20 protein-coding genes are annotated in these 21,836 nt (G+C 71.7%); 11 read left to right on the forward strand and 9 right to left on the reverse strand.

Annotated elements, in window-relative coordinates:
* The first annotated feature begins 111 nt into the window (after positions 1-111).
* The 5 genes from ACIHEI_RS07725 to trxA all read left to right on the forward strand — a co-directional run bounded on the left by ACIHEI_RS07725 (position 112) and on the right by trxA (position 5,574).
* The gene (locus ACIHEI_RS07725) at positions 112-2,187 is read left to right on the forward strand and encodes a serine/threonine protein kinase (protein WP_396606016.1); all 2,076 of its coding nucleotides are present in this window, start codon (positions 112-114) and stop codon (positions 2,185-2,187) included.
* 110 nt (positions 2,188-2,297) lie between these two features.
* Positions 2,298-3,107 carry an RNA polymerase sigma factor SigM gene (gene sigM / locus ACIHEI_RS07730; protein ID WP_392948746.1) on the forward strand — a complete coding sequence of 270 codons (810 nt, stop codon included), beginning with the start codon at positions 2,298-2,300 and terminating at the stop codon, positions 3,105-3,107.
* On the forward strand, positions 3,104-4,009 hold the full coding sequence (locus tag ACIHEI_RS07735) for an anti-sigma factor family protein (RefSeq protein WP_396606017.1): 906 nt from the start codon (positions 3,104-3,106) through the stop codon (positions 4,007-4,009). Before sigM ends, ACIHEI_RS07735 begins: the two co-directional genes overlap by 4 nt.
* A gap of 153 nt (positions 4,010-4,162) precedes the next feature.
* Positions 4,163-5,128: a thioredoxin-disulfide reductase gene (gene trxB, locus ACIHEI_RS07740; RefSeq protein ID WP_396606018.1), complete on the forward strand. Its 966-nt coding sequence runs from the start codon at positions 4,163-4,165 to the stop codon at positions 5,126-5,128.
* A 119-nt stretch (positions 5,129-5,247) separates the two neighbouring features.
* Positions 5,248-5,574: a thioredoxin gene (gene trxA / locus ACIHEI_RS07745; RefSeq protein WP_380480255.1), complete on the forward strand. Its 327-nt coding sequence runs from the start codon at positions 5,248-5,250 to the stop codon at positions 5,572-5,574.
* Positions 5,575-5,788: 214 nt separating this feature from the next.
* On the opposite strand, the gene ACIHEI_RS07750 is transcribed toward trxA, so the two are convergent.
* The 9 genes from ACIHEI_RS07750 to rpmH form a co-directional block, all read right to left on the reverse strand.
* Entirely contained in the window at positions 5,789-6,406 is a 618-nt protein-coding gene (locus tag ACIHEI_RS07750; protein WP_392952959.1) for a GNAT family N-acetyltransferase, read from the reverse strand.
* A gap of 118 nt (positions 6,407-6,524) precedes the next feature.
* Complete coding sequence (locus ACIHEI_RS07755; protein WP_396606019.1) at positions 6,525-7,577, reverse strand: ParB/RepB/Spo0J family partition protein; 1,053 nt, start codon at positions 7,575-7,577, stop codon at positions 6,525-6,527.
* Positions 7,574-8,539, reverse strand: a complete 966-nt coding sequence (locus tag ACIHEI_RS07760) for a ParA family protein (protein WP_392953304.1) — start codon at positions 8,537-8,539, stop codon at positions 7,574-7,576. Before ACIHEI_RS07760 ends, ACIHEI_RS07755 begins: the two co-directional genes overlap by 4 nt.
* Before the next feature lie 261 nt (positions 8,540-8,800).
* On the reverse strand, positions 8,801-9,580 hold the full coding sequence (gene rsmG / locus ACIHEI_RS07765) for a 16S rRNA (guanine(527)-N(7))-methyltransferase RsmG (RefSeq protein WP_387640716.1): 780 nt from the start codon (positions 9,578-9,580) through the stop codon (positions 8,801-8,803).
* A gap of 139 nt (positions 9,581-9,719) precedes the next feature.
* On the reverse strand, positions 9,720-10,241 hold the full coding sequence (locus ACIHEI_RS07770) for a protein jag (protein WP_387639812.1): 522 nt from the start codon (positions 10,239-10,241) through the stop codon (positions 9,720-9,722).
* A gap of 56 nt (positions 10,242-10,297) precedes the next feature.
* Positions 10,298-11,437, reverse strand: coding sequence for a membrane protein insertase YidC (gene yidC / locus ACIHEI_RS07775; RefSeq protein WP_387860404.1), 1,140 nt, complete (start codon positions 11,435-11,437; stop codon positions 10,298-10,300).
* Between the two features lie 3 nt (positions 11,438-11,440).
* Positions 11,441-11,755, reverse strand: coding sequence for a membrane protein insertion efficiency factor YidD (gene yidD / locus ACIHEI_RS07780; RefSeq protein WP_387639816.1), 315 nt, complete (start codon positions 11,753-11,755; stop codon positions 11,441-11,443).
* On the reverse strand, positions 11,752-12,180 hold the full coding sequence (gene rnpA / locus ACIHEI_RS07785) for a ribonuclease P protein component (RefSeq protein ID WP_392952967.1): 429 nt from the start codon (positions 12,178-12,180) through the stop codon (positions 11,752-11,754). Before rnpA ends, yidD begins: the two co-directional genes overlap by 4 nt.
* Positions 12,181-12,199: 19 nt before the next feature.
* On the reverse strand, positions 12,200-12,337 hold the full coding sequence (gene rpmH / locus ACIHEI_RS07790; protein ID WP_387639821.1) for a 50S ribosomal protein L34: 138 nt from the start codon (positions 12,335-12,337) through the stop codon (positions 12,200-12,202).
* Positions 12,338-12,764: 427 nt separating this feature from the next.
* On the opposite strand from rpmH, the gene dnaA reads away from it, so the two are divergent.
* From dnaA to gyrB, 6 genes are all read left to right on the forward strand, one after another.
* Positions 12,765-14,609, forward strand: coding sequence for a chromosomal replication initiator protein DnaA (dnaA, locus tag ACIHEI_RS07795; protein ID WP_387639823.1), 1,845 nt, complete (start codon positions 12,765-12,767; stop codon positions 14,607-14,609).
* Positions 14,610-15,662: 1,053 nt separating this feature from the next.
* Positions 15,663-16,793 carry a DNA polymerase III subunit beta gene (gene dnaN / locus ACIHEI_RS07800; RefSeq protein WP_387639826.1) on the forward strand — a complete coding sequence of 377 codons (1,131 nt, stop codon included), beginning with the start codon at positions 15,663-15,665 and terminating at the stop codon, positions 16,791-16,793.
* A 143-nt stretch (positions 16,794-16,936) separates the two neighbouring features.
* Positions 16,937-17,812, forward strand: a complete 876-nt coding sequence (gnd, locus tag ACIHEI_RS07805) for a phosphogluconate dehydrogenase (NAD(+)-dependent, decarboxylating) (RefSeq protein WP_387639828.1) — start codon at positions 16,937-16,939, stop codon at positions 17,810-17,812.
* 36 nt (positions 17,813-17,848) lie between these two features.
* A complete protein-coding gene (gene recF, locus ACIHEI_RS07810) occupies positions 17,849-18,985 on the forward strand; it encodes a DNA replication/repair protein RecF (RefSeq protein WP_396606020.1) in 1,137 nt (378 codons plus the stop codon).
* Positions 18,986-19,052: 67 nt separating this feature from the next.
* Positions 19,053-19,565, forward strand: coding sequence for a DUF721 domain-containing protein (locus ACIHEI_RS07815; protein ID WP_387639835.1), 513 nt, complete (start codon positions 19,053-19,055; stop codon positions 19,563-19,565).
* 272 nt (positions 19,566-19,837) lie between these two features.
* Positions 19,838-21,829, forward strand: a complete 1,992-nt coding sequence (gyrB, locus tag ACIHEI_RS07820) for a DNA topoisomerase (ATP-hydrolyzing) subunit B (RefSeq protein WP_387639837.1) — start codon at positions 19,838-19,840, stop codon at positions 21,827-21,829.
* Positions 21,830-21,836: the final 7 nt, after the last annotated feature.

Genomic DNA, 21,836 nt, shown 5'->3' on the forward strand with positions numbered 1-21,836 from the left:
GGGGGCCGGGAGTGGGCACAATTGACCTTGCAGCACGGACGTCCACTCCGGCAGCGGCTCGTCGACCGTCCCGGCTTGGCCCGGGACGACACAAGGGGAGGCAGGACCACGGTGGCTGACGGCACCAAGGCGATCGTCGACACGTCCGAGACGGACGGGGCGGCGACCGAGGCCGCGCCCGGAACCTCGCAGCGCGACACCGGATCCGACCGCGGCCCCACCGCGAAAGGCTCCGCCGCCCGCGCGGTGAAGAGCACCGCGAACGGCTCCCCGAAGGACGCCGCGAAGAGCACCCCCCAGGACGCGTCGAAGGACGGGGCGAACGGCTCGGCGAAGTCCCGGGTGAAGGACACCGCGGCCACCCCCCTGCGGCCCGCCCCCGCCGCACCCGCCGCCGAGGCCGGAAGCGACGAACCGCAGCAGCCGCTCGCCGAGGCCACCGCCCCGCTCTCCGCGCAGGAGATCGACGCCGAGCTGGCCGCCCAGGGCGCCGCCCGCACCGAACGCCCCTCCCGCAGCCGCGGCGTGCGCCGCCCGCTGCCCCCGGTCGAGCCGTCCGAGCCCGCCCCGGCCACCAGCACCGAGACCCTGGACGCCGACACCGCCACCCTGCCCACCGTGCTGCCCGCCCCGCAGCGACACAGCGGCGACAAGATCGGCGGCCGCTACCGGCTGGAGGAGTGCATCTCCGAGTCGGACACCTTCACCAGCTGGCGCGCCGTCGACGAGAAGCTCCGCCGCGCCGTCGGCGTCCACCTGCTCTCGGCCGGCCACCGCCGCGCCAAATCGGTGCTCACCGCCGCCCGCAGCGCCGCCCTGCTCGGCGACCCGCGCTTCGTCCAGGTGCTGGACGCGGTGCAGGAGGGCGAGCTGGTGTACGTGGTCCGCGAGTGGCTGCCCGGCGCCCGCGACCTGGCCGAACTGCTGGCCGACGGCCCCCTCGAGCCCTACGACGCCTACCAGATGGTCCGCCAGGTCACCGACGCCATCGCCGCCGCCCACCAGCGCGGCCAGGCGCACCTGCGGCTCACCCCCAAGTGCGTGCTGCGCACCGACGGCGGCCAGTACCGGATCAACGGCATCGCGGTGGACGCCGCCCTGCGCGGCCTGCCCACCGAGGACGCCGAACTGACCGACGTCCGTGCGATCGGCGCACTGCTGTACGCCGCGCTCACCCACCGCTGGCCCTACCCGGAGGACCGCTACGACCTCCAGGGGCTCCCCAAGGACCTCGGCTGCGTGCCCCCGGACCAGGTCCGGGCCGGCGTCCACAAGGGCCTGGCGGAGCTCGCCGCCCGGATCCTGTGCGAGCAGCCGCCGCAGCACAAGGCGCCGATCACCACCCCCGCCGAACTGGCCGCGGCCATCGCCGAGCTGCCCAAGATCCGCCCGCCGGAGCAGCCCGCCCCGCCCGCGCTGCGCGCCCTGCCCACCTCCCGGCCGCGCTACTCCCCCGCCGCGCCCACCCAGGCGATCCCCACCACCGCACCCGCCACCGCACCCGCCCCCGCACCGGCCCCCGCACCGGCCCCGGTCGCCCCCCGGCCCGCTCCGCGCCGCCGTCGCGGCCTGCGCCGGGTACTCAAGTGGACCGCCTCGCTGCTGGCCCTGTCCGCCGTCACGGTCGGCTCCTGGCAGGCCGTGGAGTACGTCAACAAGAAGGACAACGGCACCACCAGCCACAGTTCGCCCGCCCCCACCCCGAGCGGCAGCGCCCCCGCCGCCACCGGCGCGAAGCTCGCCATCAGCTCGATCGTCCCGTTCAACGCGTACGGCGACAACAAGGACGAGCACACCAGCGAGGTCCCGAACACCACCGACGGCAACCCGTCGACCGCCTGGACCACCCAGCGCTACAACGACCAGCTCGGCGACTGGCGGCCCGGCACCGGCCTGCTGATCGACCTCGGCTCGCCCCACCCCGTCAGCTCGGTGGACGTCCAGTTCATCGGCTCCACCAAGGTCGAACTGCGGGCCGCCCCGACCGGCGCCACCACCGCGCCGACCGCCGACGACAACGGCTTCAAGACCCTCAGCCAGATCGCCACCGGCTCCGGCAGCAAGGTCAGCCTGAAGCCCACCGCCCCGGTCAACACCCGGTACCTGCTGGTCTGGCTCACCAACCTGCCCACCGGCGACGACGGCGGCTACCGCGGCAAGATCGCCGAGATCCAGGTCAACGGATAGCCCCGACCGGCAGCCGGAACCCCGGCACCTCTTGATCCGCCCCGCCGGATCCCCAACGATGGTGACCCACGGCCGCCGGAGCGGACGGCCGGACCGCGAGGAGGGGGCGGATGGCCGAGGAGCCCACCGACGCCGAACTGCTCGCCCGGCACACGGCGGGCGATCCGGACGCCTTCGGGGTACTGGTACACCGCCACCGCGACCGGCTGTGGGCCGTCGCGGTGCGCACCCTCGGCGACCGCGAGGAGGCCGCGGACGCACTCCAGGACGCCCTGGTCTCCGCGTTCCGCGCCGCGGCCGGCTTCCAGGGCCGCTCGGCGGTCACCACCTGGCTGCACCGGATCGTGGTCAACGCCTGCCTGGACCGCGCCCGCCGCGGCGCCGTCCGCCGGGCCGAGTCGCTCGACCAGCACCCCGGCGGCCCGCCGGAGGCCGCGCTCGGCACCAGCGAGGGCGCCGAGAGCCACGCGGTGCGCTCCGAGACCCGGCGCGAGGTGGCCGACGCGCTGGCCGCGCTGCCCGCCGACCAGCGGGCCGCCCTGGTGCTGGTCGACATGCAGGGCTACCCGGTCGCCGAGGCCGCCGAGGTGCTCGGCGTCCCGGTCGGCACCGTCAAGAGCCGCTGCGCCCGCGGCCGGGCCCGGCTGCTGCCGCTGCTGCGCCACCTCGGCCCGGGCGGTGTTCCACGTGAAACCGATGCTGCCCAGGTTCCACGTGGAACCGCCGCCGCCCGCGTTCCGCAGGAGACCGATCCGGCCCGTGTTCCACGTGGAACAGGCCTCGCCCCAGGCCCCCGGGAGGCCCCCGGTGTTCCACGTGGAACACCGCCCGCGCCCCGAGCCGGGAACCCGAACCGGCCCGCCCCCGTCCCACCAACGGATCCCGCCACCGCGCTGGAAGGAGATGCGACCCCGCGATGACGCCGCACCCGCCTTCCGAGCACCCCGATCTGGACGTGCTGGCCGACCTGGCCGAGGAGCTGCTCCCGCCCGAGCAGGCCGAGCCGCTCCACCACCACCTGGCCGGCTGCCCGTCCTGCGCCGAGGACTACGCCGCGCTCCGCGGTCTCCCGGAGCTGCTGGCGGACACCCCCGCCCCGCCGATGCCGCAGGACGTCGCCGACCGGCTGACCGCGGCGCTGGCCGCCGAGTCCGCCGCGCGCACCGAGACCCACCCCGAGGACCGGACCGAGGCCCGCACCGACGACCGTCCGGAGCGCCCCGCCGCAGGCCCGTCCGGCCCGCCCCGCACCGGGGGGCCGGCCGGGTCCCCGCGCGCCGCGAGCGGCCCCGGCCGCCGCGAGCGCCGCCGCCGTCGCGCCCTGAGCCTGCTGCTCGCCACCGCCGCCGTGGCCGTGGTGGCCACCGTGGGCGGCGTGCTGCTCAGCCGGAACGCACCGAGCAGCACGGTGGCCACGGCCACCGGCGGCAAGGCCGTGCCGCAGCCGACGACCGCCGATGCCTCGCGCCCCAAGCCGAACGTCGCCGGCAGCGACGGCCCGAACCTCACCGCAGGCAGCGGCGGCCCGGACTTCACCGCCGACCAGCTCCCGGCCCAGATCCACGCACTGCTGGCCACCAAACCCGCCGCGGGCCTCTCCCCGGCCGACGCCGGCAACGGCCCCGCGGCCTGCGCCCTGAGCGCGGCCGGACACCCGGGCGAACCGCCACTGACCGCCGGAACGGGCAGCTACCAGGGCCGGCCGGTGCTGGCCCTGGTGTTCCGCCCGCCGGGCGGCAGCGGGCCGCTGGACGTCTACCTGGCCACCCCGGACTGCCCCGGTTCGACGATCCTGCTGCACAGCACCGTCCCGGCCCCCTGATTCCTCACCGTTCCACGCCGCCCACTCCCGGACCGTGGGTGGTTGGTGCGGTCGGGCCTGGGAATGCGGGAGACTGGTAAGTCGTTGTCCGGGGCGGCGGAGCGACCGCCCTCCCCCGCGCAAGCGGGACGCCCATGCGAACCAGGAGATGCAGTGAGCGACGTCCGTAACGTGATCATCATCGGTTCCGGCCCGTCCGGATACACCGCTGCGCTGTACACCGCGCGTGCCTCCCTCCAGCCGCTGGTGTTCGAGGGCGCGGTCACGGCCGGCGGCGCGCTGATGAACACCACCGAGGTGGAGAACTTCCCGGGCTTCCGCGACGGCATCATGGGCCCCGAGCTGATGGACAACATGCGCGCCCAGGCCGAGCGCTTCGGCGCCGAGCTGGTCCCGGACGACGTCATCGCCGTCGACCTCACGGGCGACATCAAGACCGTCACCGACTCCGAGGGCACCGTGCACCGCGCCCGCGCCGTGATCGTCACCACCGGCTCGCAGCACCGCAAGCTCGGCCTGCCGAACGAGGACAAGCTCTCCGGCCGCGGCGTCTCCTGGTGCGCGACCTGCGACGGCTTCTTCTTCCGCGACCAGGACATCGCGGTCGTCGGCGGCGGCGACACCGCCCTCGAGGAAGCCACCTTCCTGTCCCGCTTCGCCCGCAGCGTCACGATCGTCCACCGCCGCAACACCCTGCGCGCCTCCAAGGCCATGCAGGAACGCGCCTTCGCCGACCCGAAGATCACCTTCGCCTGGGACAGCGCCGTCGAGGAGATCCACGGCGACCCGAAGCTGACCGGCCTGACCCTCCGGGACACCAACACCGGTGACCTGCGCGAGCTGCCCGTCACCGGCCTGTTCATCGCGATCGGCCACGACCCGCGCACCGACCTGTTCAAGGGCCAGCTCGACCTCGACGCCGAGGGCTACCTCAAGGTCGAGGCCCCCTCCACCCGCACCAACATCCCCGGCGTCTTCGCCGCCGGCGACGTGGTCGACCACACCTACCGCCAGGCGATCACCGCCGCCGGCACCGGCTGCTCCGCCGCGCTGGACGCCGAGCGCTACCTCGCCGCGCTGACCGACGCCGAGGCCGAGACCGCGGCCGTCGCGGTCTGACGCCACACCGGGCCGAGCAGCCCTCCGGCCGGGGGCGGCGACCGTTTCCTCCCCGAAACAGAACCGCCCCCGCCGTTGTTATCCCTCTCGCATCTCTCCTCCGACCCCAAGGAGTTCCCGTGGCCGGCGCCACCAAGGAAGTAACCGACGCCACCTTCGCGGCCGAGGTCCTCAAGAGCGACAAGCCCGTCCTGGTCGACTTCTGGGCCACCTGGTGCGGCCCGTGCCGCCAGATCGCCCCGGTCCTGGAGGACATCGCGGCCGAGCACGGCGACAAGCTGTCCGTCGTCAAGCTCGACGTGGATGCCAACCAGGAGACCGCCGCGGCCTACAACGTGATCTCCATCCCGACGCTGAACGTCTACAAGGGCGGCGAGCTGGTGAAGACCATCACCGGTGCCCGCCCGAAGGCCGCGCTGCTGCGCGAGCTGGCCGAGTACCTGTAGTCCGTTCCGGACGGCCGTCGCCGAGGCGGCCCGCGCGGGGAACCCCCGTACGGGCCGCCTCGGCGTTTCCGTGGCCCCACGAGCCGTCGCAAGCCACCGCAATGCTCCACGAGGCTTCGTCAGGAAGCCCTGAGAGCACGGCGGCCCGCTCCGCGCCGACCGCCCGGAGCGGAGAACGCGTCCCGCAAACTCCCTCAGGCACCCTCAGGCACCCTCAGAACGGCCGCAGCGCCGGTTCCTTGCGCCGCCCGCCGAGCAGCCGCTCCAGCGCGCCCTCCATGTCACCCTTCCAGGACAGCGTGGAACGCGCCTCCAACCGCAGCCGCGGATACCGGTGGTGCGGCCGGACGGTCTTGAAGCCGACCGCCAGCAGGTACTCGGCGGGCAGCACGCAGCTGGGGATCTCACTGCCCTGTGCGCCGAACGCCTCGATCGCCCGGAAGCCGCGCCGGATCAGGTCCTTGGCCACCGTCTGCACCAACACCCGTCCCAGGCCCTGTCCCTGAAACTCCGGCAGCACCCGGGAGACCATCAGCTGCACCGCGTCCGGGGAGATCGGGCTGGTCGGGAACGACTGCCCGCGCGGCACGTACGCGGGCGGGGCGTAGAGCACGAACCCGGCCGGTCGGTCGTCCACGTAGGCGACTCTGCCGCAGGATCCCCAGTCCAGCAGTACCGCGGAGATCCAGCCCTCCTTCTCCAACTCGCCCTTGCCGCCGTCCTGCGCGGCCCGTCCGCTGACCGGATCGAGCTCCCAGAACACGCAGGAGCGGCAGGTGTTCGGCAGCTCCGAGAGGTTGTCCAGTGTCAGCGGAACGACCCTTCGCCCCACGCCCGTACCTCCTCCTCCACGCGGAAACCGGCCCTGGAGTCCAGTCTGCTCCGAGCGACGAAACGGGTGCACGTTTCACGTGAAACATGCACCCGTTGTTCGCCGTTCGGGCTCACCGTCAGGAGAGCTGCAGCCCCTGCTCGCCCGGCGCGAGGCTGTCCAGGATCCGGTTCAGGTCCTCGACCGAGGCGAACTCCAGCACCACCTTGCCCTTGCCGATCCGGCCGTCACGCTGCGAGGCCTCGACCTTGACCCGGGTCTCGAAGCGGTCCGAGAGCCGGTCCGACAGCTCGGTGAAGGCCGGCGAAACCGTCCGGCCCACCCGCGGACCGGCCTTCTTCGCCTTCGGGGTCTCACCGGCCATCAGCCCGGCGATCTCCTCGGTGGCCCTCACCGTCAGCAGCTCGGCCACCACCCGCTCGGCCAACAGCTCCTGGCCCGCCCCGTCCGGCACCATCAGGATCGCCTTGGCGTGCCCGGCGGTGACCGTCCCGGCCGCGACCTTCAGCTGCACCGCGACCGGCAGCTTCATCAGCCGCAGCGTGTTGGACACGTGCGAGCGGGACTTGCCGACCCGCCCGGCCAACTGGTCGTGCGTGCAGGCGAAGTCGCGCAGCAGCTGGTCGTACGCGGCAGCCTCCTCCAGCGCGTTCAGCTCGGCCCGGTGCAGGTTCTCCAGCAGCGCGTCCAGCAGCAGCTTGTCGTCCTCGGTGGCCCGGACGATCGCCGGGATCACCTCCAGGCCGGCCTCACGGGAGGCCCGCCAGCGGCGCTCACCCATGATCAGTTCATAGCGCTCCGGGCCGGTCTGACGGACCACCACGGGCTGAAGCAGGCCGACCTCCTTGATCGAGGCGACCAGTTCGGCGAGCTTCTCCTCGTCGAACACCTCGCGCGGCTGGCGCGGGTTGGGGCTGATCGAATCCAGCGGCAGCTCGGCGAACCGGGCCCCGTTCACCGGCGCCAGCGCCTGCTCCAGCACACTGCGGCGCTGGTCCCCGGCCAGCTCCCGCAGACTCTCCGCGGCGGCCTTGGCCGCCACCGTGCCGCGATCGGTGGGAACCACCGGCGCCGGCGGGGCGGCCGGTGCGGCCGCTCCCCCGGCCGCCGCCGGGGTCGCCGGAATCAGCGCCCCCAGACCCCTGCCCAGACCCCTGCGCGTGCCACTCACCGCTTGCCCTCCATCGAACTGTGCTGTGCCGTCGACGCGGACGGCTCCGCGCCATTGCGAGGCGGAACGACCTCCGCACCCGCCCGGTGGCGCCCCACCGTCGTCTTCGCGACCTCGGCCCGCAGCGCCAGCTCGCGCCCCGCCTCCAGGTAGGAGAGCGCGCCACTGGAACCGGGGTCGTAGGTGAGCACGGTCTGCCCGTAGCTCGGGGCCTCGGAGATGCGCACCGATCGCGGGATGGCGGTGGCCAGCACCTCCTTCTCGAAGTGCGTCCGTACCTCCTCGGCGACCTGCGCGGCCAGCCTGGTCCGGGCGTCGTACATGGTCAGCAGGATGGTCGACACGTGCAGCATCGGGTTCAGGTGCGCCCGCACCAGCTCCACGTTCTTCAGTAGCTGGCCCAGTCCCTCCAGCGCGTAGTACTCGCACTGGATCGGGATCAGCACCTCCTGGCCGGCCACCATGGCGTTGACGGTCAGCAGCCCGAGCGAGGGCGGACAGTCGATCAGCACGTAGTCCAGCGGCTGCTCGTAGGCGGCGATGGCCCGCTGCAGCCGGCTCTCCCGGGCCACCAGCGAGACCAGTTCGATCTCCGCGCCGGCCAGGTCGATGGTGGCCGGGCAGCAGAACAGCCCCTCGACGTCCACCACCGGCTGCACCACGTCGGCCAGCGGCTTGCCCTCCACCAGCACGTCGTAGATCGACGGCACTTCGGCGTGGTGGTCGATGCCCAGGGCGGTCGAGGCGTTGCCCTGCGGATCGAGGTCGATGACCAGCACCCGCAGGCCGTGCATGGCGAGCGAGGCGGCCAGGTTGACGGTGGTGGTGGTCTTGCCGACCCCACCCTTCTGGTTGGCGACCACCATGACCCGGGTGGCGGCGGGTCGGGGAAGCCCCTCCCCGGCGTACCCGGTGACGGGGACGACGGCGTGCGCGGCACGTGCGACGGGGGTTTCATCCACCTGATCGACGATCTCCGACTCCTGCATGGGGGCCAGTGTTTCACGTGAAACCGGAGCCGCGACAGTCACTGCCGGGTCCCGTTCACGGGTCCGGTTCAGCTCCTGATCAAGTACGCCGGTCAGCAGGAAGCGACGTTTCACGTGGAACACGATGCCCGGAATGTCGGTATCCGGCGGCCCGACACTCCGGGGTGCCGACAAGCCGACGGGGCGGGTGACCCGATCGCCACCCGCCCCGCAACTTCACCGCGTCCAACCGGGTCAGCGCCGCCCGCGGCCACTGCCGCCACGCCGGCCGGCGCCCTCGGCGCCCTTGCCGCCGCGACCGGCCCGGGCCGCCTTGGCCCGCCGGGTGGCCGCCTTGACGCCGCCGGGGCTCTCGCCGGCCTCCACCCGGACCACCCGGGTCTGGGTCTCCAGCACGCCCTCGCCGACGCCGATCACCGACCACTTCACCGCGCCGAGCCGGGTCAGCGCCGCCCGCGAGTCGGTCAGCTCCTGCTCCGCGGTGTCGCCCTTCAGCGCCAGCATCTGCCCGTAGGGCCGCAGCAGCGGCATACCCCACCCGGCCAGCCGGTCCAGCGGAGCCACCGCACGGGCGGTCACCACGTCCACGGCCAGCTTGCCGATCATCTCCTCGGCCCGGCCGCGCAACACGGTGACGTTCTCCAGACCGAGCTCACGGACCACCTCCTCCAGGAAGGTGGTGCGCCGCAGCAGCGGCTCCAGCAGCGTCACCGAGACGTCCGGGCGGGCCAGCGCCACCGGGATGCCGGGCAGTCCGGCACCCGAGCCGACGTCGCACAGCGAGACCTCGTTGGGCAGCAACTCGCCCAGCACCGCGCAGTTGAGCACGTGCCGGTCCCACAGCCGGGGCACCTCACGCGGACCGATCAGGCCGCGCTGCACGCCGGCGGTCGCCAACAGCTCGGTGTAGCGCACGGCCAGTGGCAGCCGATCGCCGAAGATCCGTCCGGCTGCCGCCGGCGCTTCGGCCAGCCCCTCCAGCGGCGCCTCAGGCTCCGTGCCGTCCCTGTCCATCTCTGCCTCTCCGCTCACCGTCGAATCCACCCACCCGTCCTGCACTGTTCCACGTGAAACATCAGTCCACCGCAAAGGCAACGACCCCGCCCGCGAGAGGCGGGCGGGGTCGGACGCCGTTCCGACGGCACCACCGGCATCAGGCCGGCAGTACGACCACACAACGCTGGGGCTCCTCGCCCTCCGACTCGCTGCGCAGCCCCGCGGCTGCCACCGCGTCGTGCACCACCTTGCGCTCGAACGGGGTCATCGGCTGCAGCTTGACCTGCTCGCCGGTGCGCTTGACCCGCTCGGCCGCGTCCGCGCCCAGCTCCGCGAGCTCGGCCCGCTTGCGCGCCCGGAAGCCCGCGACATCCAGCATCAGTCGGCTGCGCTCACCGGTCTCCCGGTGCACGGCCAGCCGGGTCAGCTCCTGGAGCGCCTCCAGCACCTCGCCGTCCTGGCCCACCAGCCGCTGCAGCGTCCGGTCGTCGCCCTCGCCGACGATGGAGACCAGCGCCCGGTCCCCCTCGACGTCCATGTCGATGTCGCCGTCCAGGTCCGCGATGTCCAGCAGACCCTCCAGGTAGTCGGCGGCGATGTCACCCTCGCGTTCCAGACGCGTGAGGGCGCTCTCACCGGCCGGCGCGGTCTCGACGGCGGAGGTGGTGCCATCGGTCACAGGTGGACTCCTTCAGCAATGAGGCCCTCGGATGGGGCCGGGAACGAGGGTCGGGACTACTTCTTCTTCGGCCGCGGGGTCTGGCCGCCGCGCTTCGGCTGCTGGCGCTGACCCTGCCGGTCGGCCGGCTTCGCCCCGCCCGCCTTCGTACCGGGCTGCTCGGCCTCGGTCGGCTCGGCGCTCGCCTCGTCGCCCGCCGGGCCCTGCTCCTCCGCGGCGTGCGCCTGGTGGGCCGCCGTCGCCTGGCGCTGGGCCTTGCTCTGCTTGCGCGGCTGCTGCCGGCGCACCTGCACGCTCTCCTCGGCCACCGCCTGGGCCTGGGCCTCGGCGCTCTTGGAACCGGTCAGCGTGGCCAGCACACCGCCGGCCTTCTTGACCGAGCCGTCCGGGTTGAGCCGGCCCTGCTTCTTCAGGCGGGCCTGCCGCTCGTCCCACGCCCGGCTGCCCGGCGTCGGGTTGTTGCGGATGACGACCAGCTGCTGGCCCATCGACCAGACGTTGGTGGTGAGCCAGTAGACCAGCACACCGACCGGGAAGTTGATACCCATCACGGCGAACATGACCGGGAAGACGTACATCAGCATCTTCTGCTGCTGCATGAACGGCGTCTTGACCGACAGGTCCACGTTCTTCGTCATCAGCTGGCGCTGCGTGATGAACTGCGACAGCGACATCAGCACGATCATGACCGCGCAGACGATCTGCACCTGGATGCTGTCCGCGCCGACGAACTTCGCCGACAGCGGGGCACCGAAGATGTGCGCGTGCTTGGCGCTCTCCAGCAGGCTCTGGTCGATGACGCCGATCGGCTTGTCGTTGGCGACCGAGGCCAGCACACCGTAGAGGGCGGTGAAGAACGGCGCCTGCACGAGGATCGGAAGGCACGAGGAGAACGGGTTGGTACCCGCCTCCTTGTACAGCTTCATCATCTCTTCGGACTGGCGCTGCTTGTCGTTCTTGTAGCGCTCCTGGATGGCCTTCATCTTCGGCTGGATCGCCTGCATGGCCCGGGTCGCCTTGATCTGCTTCACGAAGAGCGGGATCAGGCAGATCCGGATGACGACCACCATCATCACGATGGACAGGCCCCAGGCCCAGCCGCCGTCAGGATCGAAGACGTGGCTGAACAGCGAGTGGAACTGGACGATGATCCAGGACACCGCGTAGTAGAGGGGACTCAGAAAACCGAAGGTCACCGGTCAGACTCCTTGGACATCGGGCTTCGCCACCGGCTCCGGCTCGGCGGTCCCGCTCGTGGGGGTCATCAGATTGCGCAGCCGGCGGTGCCACACCGGATGCTTTCGCGGCGGAACATGGTCGACCCCACCGGGAGACCAGGGATTGCAGCGCAGGATGCGCCAAGCGGTCAGCCCGCTTCCCTTGATCGCCCCATGGACGCGCACCGCCTCGTACCCGTAGCGGGAGCACGAGGGGTAGTAACGGCACACCGGGCCGAGCAGTGGACTGATCGTCCACTGGTAGAGCCTGATCAGGCCCATCAGCAGGTACTTCATCGCCCTGTTCCCGTCGGGGCACTGCCGGCCGGATCCGACCTGAACAGGCGGCGCAGTGCCGCGTCCAGGTCGTGCCCGAGCTCTTCGTACGAGGCTGCCGCCGCAGCGGGCAGCGCCCGTACCACTATCAGGCTACCTTCGGGCACCCGGGACAGACGCTCGCGGACCAGGTGACGCAGCCGACGCTTCACCACGTTGCGGACCACGGCCGGACCAACGGCCTTGCTCACGACGAAACCCGCACGCGCCGAAGGAAGCCCCTCGGCGACGTGCGGGCGGGAGTCGCTGTTCCGGTCGGCGCCCTCATCGGGTGCCACCTCTCTGTGGAGGTGGACCACCAGCAGGGGCCGACCGGCGCGGCGACCGCGTTTCACCGCGGTCGCGAAGTCCTGGCGCCGCCGCAGCCGATTCTCGGTGGGCAGCACTGCAGACCCTTGGCGCGGATCAGGCGGACAGGGCGCTGCGGCCCTTGTTGCGACGCGCGGCCAGGATGGCGCGGCCGGCGCGGGTACGCATACGCAGCCGGAAGCCGTGGGTCTTGGCGCGACGACGGTTGTTCGGCTGGAAGGTGCGCTTGCTCACTCGGGGGCTCCTGGGGTGAATCGTAGGATGACGGGAGGTCGCTTGGCCGTCACCGTGCGTCCGCGCGATCTCCCCTTGCACTGGGAAATCCGGTCCCGGGGCCCAGATCTGCTGGACCGGGACCACCACGGCGCCCGTGCTGCGCGCGTCATGGAAGCGGGTGGACCCGCGGACATGCGGCAGCGGCCATCGACAACTCGACCTGGTTACGGTACGCGGCGGCGGGTCCGAGGGTCAAACCAGGTGGGTGGCGGCCCGTTGCCCACAGCCTGTGGACAACGACTTGAATCAGCTCTGCGCGCTGACTACCGTTGCAGGACTTGTCTCTTTTGTTCTGTGCTCGCGGCCGCCTTCGCGCCGCGCCCACCCCAACCACTCCCGACCTTGACTGACTGCCCCTGCCCGGGGAACGAGAAAGCGTGTACCAGTGGCTGATGTCAACAGCGATCTCGTCCTGATGTGGTCGAGGGTCGTCGAGCGACTGGTCAGCGACAGCGATGTCGTGGAGAAGGACAAGAACTGGGTCCGTCGCACCCAGCCGATGTGGATGATGCACGACACCGCCCTGCTCGCGGCGCCCAACGAGTTCGCCAAGCAGGTGCTGGAGGGCCGGCTGCTGCCGCAGCTGACCGAGGCCATCTCGCACGAATTCGGCCGGCAGGTGCGAATCGCCGTCATGGTGGACGCCAACGCCGCCCCGCCCGCCGAGCAGGAGCCCGAGCCGGAGCCCGAGGACGGCGCGGAGTGGCCGCACCCGCGGTCCGAACACGGCTACCCGTCCGAGCAGGGCTACCCGTCGGAGCAGGGCTACCAGCAGGCCGAACAGGGCTACCAGCCGCAGCCGGGCGCCTGGCCGGGCCGCCCCGGCGGCGACGACTACCAGCGCCCGTCCTACCCGCAGGGCTACCCGCCGGCCGAGCCCTACGGGGCCCCGCCGCAGGACCCGTACCGGGAGCAGCCCGACCCGAACGGCGGGAGCTGGGAGCCGCAGGCGGCGCCCGAGCGGCGCCCGGAGCCGGCCCCGCGGCGGACCAGCCGTCCGGGCCCGGACTCGGCGCAGGGCGACCTGTTCGGCGGCGCGCTGGGTTCCCCGGACGAGGACCGGCCGCGGCACGGCGGCTCCCGGCGGGGCGCGCCCCGCCCGTCCGACCGGCCGGCCCCGGTGGAGCGGCGACCCGCTCCCGGCGTCCCGGCCCCGCCCGGCGCTCCCCCGGCCGGCGGCTCCCGCAAGGACGAGCCGAACGCCCGGCTGAACCCCAAGTACCTGTTCGACACTTTCGTGATCGGCGCCAGCAACCGCTTCGCGCACGCCGCGGCGGTGGCGGTCGCCGAGGCCCCTGCCAAGGCGTACAACCCGCTGTTCATCTACGGCGAGTCCGGTCTCGGCAAGACCCACCTGCTGCACGCCATCGGGCACTACTCGCGCAGCCTGTTCCCGGGCACCCGGGTGCGGTACGTGAGCTCCGAGGAATTCACCAACGAGTTCATCAACTCGATCCGGGACGGCAAGGCGGACGCGTTCCGCAAGCGCTACCGGGACATCGACATCCTGCTGGTCGACGACATCCAGTTCCTGGCCAGCAAGGAGTCGACCCAGGAGGAGTTCTTCCACACGTTCAACACCCTGCACAACGCCAACAAGCAGATCGTGCTCTCCTCGGATCGGCCGCCCAAGCAGCTGATCACGCTGGAGGACCGGCTGCGCAACCGGTTCGAGTGGGGCCTGATCACCGACGTCACGCCGCCGGAGCTGGAGACCCGGATCGCGATCCTGCGCAAGAAGGCGATCCAGGAGCAACTCAACGCTCCCGCCGACGTGTTGGAGTTCATCGCGTCCCGGATCACCCGCAACATCCGGGAGTTGGAGGGCGCGCTGATCCGGGTCACCGCGTTCGCCAACCTGAACCGGGCGCCGGTGGACCTGGAGTTGGCCGGGATCGTCCTGAAGGACCTGATCCCGGGCGGCGCCGAGGACGCCGGGCCGGAGATCACCGCGCAGGTGATCATGCAGCAGACCGCCGCGTACTTCGGGCTGGGCGTGGAAGACCTGTGCGGATCCTCGCGCAGCCGGGTACTGGTGACGGCCCGTCAGATCGCCATGTACCTGTGCCGGGAGCTGACCGACCTGTCGCTGCCGAAGATCGGCGCGCAGTTCGGCGGCCGGGACCACACCACGGTGATGCACGCGGACCGGAAGATCCGCTCGCTGATGGCCGAGCGGCGGTCCATCTACAACCAGGTCACCGAGCTGACCAACCGCATCAAGAGCTAGCCGCAGGGCGGCAGTTGACGCATCCGAAGGGGAGTCGGGCCGAGTCGGCCGGGCTCCCCTTCGGCGTGCCCGCAGCGGGCCGCAGACGGGCCGGAGACAGGCCGCAGACGGGTCGGAGACAGGCCGGGAACGGGCCGGAGACGGGCCGCCCGGGCGAATCCGGGCGATCCGTGGGTGTGGAACGGCCGGCAGCGGGGCAGGAATCGACTCAGTGGCCCCGGGCGGCCGACCCGCCGCCCACCCGAACATCAGCGCAGCAATTCGAACGGTTCGGGTGCGTACTGGAGTTGTCCACAGGAACGGGTGGGATTTCCCCGTCCACAGGCTCCACCGGCCCGAGTTATCCAGAGGTTCCTCCACAGGCGGATCACGGCTACGCTCTTCGGCGCAGGTCAGACCCCTGTGGACTTGTGCACAACAGTTATCCACAGCCTGTGGAGAACTGAGGAGCCGTCAGGGTGTCCTCAGGATCGTCCACAGGTCGTCCACAGGAGATGGGGAGTTATCCCCAGGTTTTCCACAGCGGCGTCCACAGTTCGACAACATCAACTCCCTTGTCAGGCCTGGGTGTGAAAGGCGTCACGTGATGTTGATCGAAGCCCGTGGATAACCCGGGCAATTTCTGTGGATGAACCTGGGGATAACCTGTGGATACTGACAGTGCCCTGTGGATTACGCTCCGCTGTCCACAGCAGGCCTAGGTTGTCCACATCGGCCGTCCACAAGACCTGTGGACAAAAAACCGGCTCTGACCTGCGAAAACGTGGTTATCCACGGTATCCACAGGCCCTACTACTACTGCTACACCTAGAGACCTCGCGACTTGATCAACAGTGGGGGTGGCCCGAATCTGTGGACAACCGCGCCCCGACATCTGTTCGGCTTGCTTCCGCCCATCTGCCCCGACTGTCGGCCGAGTACGTCAGACTGTCCTTCGGCACCTGGAAGCCGAGCGGAGCGAGTCCGGTCGGCGGGGAGCCGGAAGACGATCAACAGCGCCGGTCGGCGATACGGGCCGACGGCGCGGCGACAGCAGCCAGGAGGCGGTTACCGGTGAAGTTCCGGGTGGAGCGTGATGTCCTCGCGGAGGCGGTGGCCTGGGCCGCCCGCAGCCTCCCCGCGCGGCCGCCGGTGCCGGTGCTGGCCGGCCTGCTGCTGACGGCGCAGGAGGGCAAGCTGGCGCTGTCCGGCTTCGACTACGAGGTCTCGGCCCGGGTCGAGCTGGAGGCGGACGTCGAGGAGGCCGGCACCGTCCTGGTCTCCGGTCGCCTGCTCAACGACATCTCGCGCAACCTGCCGAACCGCCCGGTGGAGATCTCCACCGACGGTATGCGGGTCAGCGTGGTCTGCGGAAGCTCGCGGTTCACCCTGCCGACGCTGCCGGTCGACGAGTACCCGGCGCTGCCGCAGATGCCGACCGCCACCGGCACCGTCCCGGGCGACGTGTTCGCCTCGGCGGTCAGCCAGGCCGCGGTCGCCGCCGGCCGTGACGACACCCTCCCGGTGCTGACCGGCGTCCGGGTCGAGATCAACGGCAGCGGGATCACCCTGGCCGCCACCGACCGGTACCGGTTCGCCGTCCGCGAGCTGCTGTGGAAGCCCGAGCAGGACGACATCAACGCCGTCGCGCTCGTCCCGGCCAAGACCCTGCAGGACATCGCCAAGTCGCTGGGCAGCGGCGACCACGTGTCGATCGCGCTGTCCACCGGCGGTGCCGGCGAGGGCCTGATCGGCTTCGAGGGCGCCGGCCGGCGGACCACCACCCGCCTGCTGGAGGGCGAGTTCCCGAAGTTCCGGTCGATCTTCCCGACCGAGTTCTCGGCGGTCGCCGCGGTGCAGACCCAGCCGTTCCTGGAGGCGCTCAAGCGCGTCTCGCTGGTGGCCGAACGCAACACCCCGGTCCGGCTGAACTTCGAGCAGGGCGTGCTGACCCTGGAGGCCGGCTCGGGCGACGACGCCCAGGCCTCCGAGCGGGTCGAGGCGGACCTCGAGGGCGACGACATCTCGATCGCGTTCAACCCCGGCTACCTGGAGGAGGGGCTCAAGGCGATCGACGCCGCCTACGCGCAGCTGAGCTTCACCACCCCGACCAAGCCGGCCCTGCTCACCGGCAAGCCCGCGGTGGACGCGGAGCCCGACGAGGCCTACCAGTACCTGATCATGCCGGTCCGCCTCTCCGGCTGACCGAGCCCGGACCACCAGGGGCGCGAGGGCCACCGGCCTCCGCGCCCCTGTGGCTGCCCGGACCTTCCCGATCAGCGGCGTAGGCTCGGGGAGCGCGGCAACGGCGCCGCCGTCAAGCACGACACCACAGTGAAGGACTTGTCATGGAGCTCGGCCTCATCGGTCTCGGCAAGATGGGCGGCAACATGCGCGAGCGCATCCGCCGCGCCGGCCACACCGTCATCGGCTACGACCGCAACCCCGACCTCGCCGACGTCGACAGCGTGGAGCAGCTGGTCGCCAAGCTCGAGGGCCCCCGCGTGGTGTGGGTGATGGTCCCGGCCGGCGGCCCGACCCAGGAGACCGTCGAGCACCTGGCCGAGCTGCTCTCCCCCGGCGACGTGGTAGTGGACGGCGGCAACTCCCGCTGGACCGACGACATCCAGCACGCCGAGCTGCTGGCCGCCAAGGGCATCGGCTTCGTCGACTGCGGCGTCTCCGGCGGCGTCTGGGGCCTGGAGAACGGCTACGCGCTGATGTACGGCGGCAACGCCGAGCACGTCGCGAAGGTCCAGCCGGTCTTCGACGCGCTCAAGCCCGAGGGCGAGTTCGGCTCGGTGCACGCCGGCAAGGTCGGCGCCGGCCACTTCGCCAAGATGGTCCACAACGGCATCGAGTACGCGATGATGCAGGCCTTCGCCGAGGGCTGGGAGCTGCTGGAGGCGGCCCCCGAGGTCACCGACGTGCGCGAGGTGTTCCGCAGCTGGCAGGAGGGCACCGTCATCCGCTCCTGGCTGCTCGACCTGGCGGTCCGGGCGCTGGACGACGACGAGCACCTGGCCAAGCTCAAGGGCTGGGCCGCGGACTCCGGCGAGGGCCGCTGGACGGTCGAGGCCGCGATCGACCACGCGGTGCCGCTGCCGGCGATCACCGCCTCGCTGTTCGCCCGCTTCGCCTCCCGCCAGGACGACTCGCCGCAGATGAAGATGATCGCCGCGCTGCGCAACCAGTTCGGCGGCCACGCGGTCGAGTCGAAGTAACCACCCACGGCCAGAAGGCGAGCGCAGTCCACCGTCATGCACGTCGCGCACCTGTCGCTCGCCGACTTCCGTTCCTACGCCCGGGTCGAGGTTCCGCTCGACCCGGGCGTCACCGCGTTCGTGGGGCCCAACGGGCAGGGCAAGACCAACCTGGTCGAGGCGATCGGCTACATCGCCACCCTGGGCAGCCACCGGGTCGCCACCGACGCCCCGCTGGTGCGCCTCGGCACCGAGCGGGCGGTGATCCGGGCCAACGTGGTCGCCCAGGGCGGCCGGAACACCCTGGTGGAGCTGGAGATCACCCCCGGCAAGGCCAACCGGGCCCGGCTGAACCGCTCCGACAACGTCCGCCCGCGCGACGTGCTGGGCGTGCTGCGCACCGTGCTGTTCGCCCCCGAGGACCTCACCCTCGTCAAGGGCGACCCTGGCGAGCGCCGTCGCTTCCTGGACGAGCTGCTGACCGCCCGCGCGCCCCGGCTGGCCGGGGTGCGCTCCGACTACGAGCGGGTGCTCAAGCAGCGCAACGCCCTGCTGAAGACCGCCGCGACGGCCCGCCGGCACGGCGGCGGCAAGGCCGCCGACCTGGCCACCCTGGAGGTCTGGGACGGCCACCTGGCGCGCACCGGGGCCGAACTGACCGCCTTCCGGATCCAGCTGGTCGCCGCCCTGCAGCCGCTGGTCGCCGAGGCCTACCGCCAGCTCGCCCCGGGCGGCGGGGAGACCGTGCTGGAGTACCGCTCCTCCTTCGAGGGCGAGCTGCCGACCAGCCGCGAACAGGCCGAGCAGCAGCTGCTGGACGCCCTGCAGGCGGCCCGGTCGCAGGAGGTCGCGCGCGGCCTGACCCTGGTCGGCCCGCACCGCGACGAACTGCTGCTGCGGCTCGGCCCGCTGCCCGCCAAGGGCTACGCCAGCCACGGCGAATCCTGGTCGTACGCGCTGGCCCTGCGGCTCGCCTCGTACGAGCTGCTGCGCTCCGAGGGCGGCGAGCCGGTGCTGATCCTGGACGACGTCTTCGCCGAGCTGGACGCCCGCCGCCGCGACCGGCTGGCCGAGCTGGTGGCCGGCGGCGAGCAGGTGCTGGTCACCGCGGCGGTCGCGGAGGACGTCCCGAAGGCGCTCAGCGGCGCCCGGTACGCCGTCGCGGACGGCACCGTGACCCGGCTCACCGCGTGAGTCCCGGCGAGCCCGTACCCTGGACCGCTCGTCGGTGCAGTTGTCCACAGCCTGGGGATGGAGCGTGATGTCGGAGGGTTCGGAGCTTTCGGGTGTGGACCTGGCCCGGGTGGCGTTGCGCGCCGCCAAGGAGCAGGCCCGGCAGCGCGGCGAGCAGGTCCGCGAGCGCCGGGAGGCCAAGCGGACCGGACTGCGCAGCGGCGCCCGCGCGGACGGCCGCGACCCGGTGCCGCTGGGTGCCGCGCTGAACCGGCTGATCACCGAACGGGGCTGGGAGGCGCCGGCCGCGGTGGGCGGCGTGATGGGCCGCTGGTCGCAGATCGTGGGGCCGGACATCGCTGCGCACTGTGAACCCAAGTCGTACGCGGAGTCCGAGGCGGTGCTCACCGTGCAGTGCGACTCCACTGCGTGGGCCACTCAACTCCGGCTGCTGGCACGCCAGTTGGTGGCCCGGCTGAATCACGAGCTGGGGCACGGCACGGTCCGGGTGATCAAGGTGCTGGGCCCGGACGCCCCGGTCCGCGGTTACGGGCGGTTGCGGGCGCCCGGCAGCAAGGGCCCCGGGGACACCTGGGGCTGAGCCCGGCGGAGCGGATCGGGGCCCTCCGGAATCGCTGACGGCCCGTCCAGGCGCTCTGAGCCCCCCTGCCGAGTATCGGGACTCGTCCCGAGGGGATTCAGGGCGGCACATCTGCCCTCAGGGGCTGCCAAACGCCCCTCTCTGTCAGTCGTACCGGTAGACTGAAGCGCAAACACCGTTGCGTGGAGCAACAGAGTCGAAACGCCGTGGTCGCACACCTGCCCAGACAAGCGGGAAGGGGCGCGGCCCCGCTGTGCCAGAGAGGGCGCTTCGTGGCCGATTCCGGCAACCCCAGCCAGACCCCAGACCCGTCCGACAACAAGGCGTACGACGCCAGCGCGATCCAGGTGCTGGAGGGACTCGACGCCGTCCGCAAGCGCCCCGGCATGTACATCGGCTCGACCGGTGAGCGCGGCCTGCACCACCTGGTCTACGAGATCGTCGACAACTCGGTCGACGAGGCGCTGGCCGGCCACGCCGACACCATCGACGTGACGATCCTGTCCGACGGCGGCGTGCGGGTGGTGGACAACGGCCGAGGCATCCCGGTGGGCATCATGCCCGGCCAGGACAAGCCGGCCGTCGAGGTCGTCCTGACCGTGCTGCACGCGGGCGGCAAGTTCGGCGGCGGCGGCTACGCGGTCTCCGGCGGTCTGCACGGCGTCGGCATCTCCGTGGTGAACGCGCTCTCCAACCGCCTCGCGGTGGACATCCTCACCGACGGTGCCCGCTGGACCCAGGAGTACAAGGCCGGTGCCCCGACCGCCCCGCTGGCCAAGCACGAGGCCACCGAGGAGACCGGCACCACCGTCACCTTCTGGGCCGACCCGGACATCTTCGAGACCACCGTCTACTCCTTCGAGACGCTCTCCCGCCGCTTCCAGGAGATGGCCTTCCTCAACAAGGGCCTGACCATCTCGCTGACCGACGAGCGCGCCGAGCACGCCGACGAGGAGGGCAAGCCGCTCGCCGTCACGTACAAGTACGACGGCGGCATCGCCGACTTCGTCGCGCACCTCAACTCCCGCAAGGGCGAGGCGGTCCACCCCTCGGTGATCGACTTCGAGGCGGAGGACAAGGACAAGCGGATCTCCGCCGAGATCGCGATGCAGTGGAACTCGTCCTACACCGAGGGCGTGTACTCGTTCGCGAACACCATCCACACCCACGGCGGCGGCACCCACGAGGAGGGCTTCCGTGCCGCGCTGACCGGTCTGATGAACCGGTACGCGCGCGACAAGAAGCTGCTCCGCGACAAGGACGACAACCTCTCCGGCGAGGACATCCGCGAGGGCCTGACCGCGATCATCTCGGTCAAGCTCGGCGAGCCGCAGTTCGAGGGCCAGACCAAGGACAAGCTCGGCAACACCGAGGCCAAGACCTTCGTGCAGAAGGTCGTCAACGAGCACCTCGCCGACTGGCTGGACCGCAACCCCAACGAGGCCGCGGACATCGTCCGCAAGTCCATCCAGGCCGCCAGCGCCCGGGTCGCCGCCCGCAAGGCCCGCGACCTGACCCGCCGCAAGGGCCTGCTGGAGTCCGCCTCGCTGCCCGGCAAGCTCTCGGACTGCCAGTCCAAGGACCCGGCCGAGTGCGAGATCTTCATCGTCGAGGGTGACTCGGCCGGCGGCTCCGCCAAGCAGGGCCGCGACCCGCGCACCCAGGCCATCCTCCCGATCCGCGGCAAGATCCTGAACGTCGAGAAGGCCCGGATCGACAAGGTGCTGCAGAACACCGAGGTCCAGGCGCTGATCTCGGCCTTCGGCTGCGGCATCCAGGAGGACTACGACGCCGAGAAGCTCCGCTATCACAAGATCGTGCTGATGGCCGACGCCGACGTCGACGGACAGCACATCCGCACCCTGCTGCTGACCCTGCTGTTCCGCTTCATGCGCCCGCTGGTCGAGGCCGGGTACGTCTACCTGGCGATGCCCCCGCTGTACAAGATCAAGTGGGGCCGGGACGAGTTCGAGTACGCCTACTCCGACCGCGAGCGCGACGCGCTGATCGCGGCCGGCGTCGAGGCCGGCCGCCGGCTCCCCAAGGACGACGCCATCCAGCGCTTCAAGGGCCTCGGCGAGATGAACGCCGAGGAGCTTCGCGTCACCACCATGGACGCCGCCCACCGCCTGCTGCTCCAGGTCACCCTGGAGGACGCCGCCCGTGCCGACGACCTGTTCTCCGTCCTGATGGGCGAGGACGTCGAGGCCCGCCGCTCCTTCATCCAGCGCAACGCGAAGGACGTCCGCTTCCTGGACGTCTGACGTCCGC

Origin of the sequence: Kitasatospora sp. NPDC051984, from assembly GCF_044593455.1 — a bacterium.
GTDB lineage: Bacteria > Actinomycetota > Actinomycetes > Streptomycetales > Streptomycetaceae > Kitasatospora.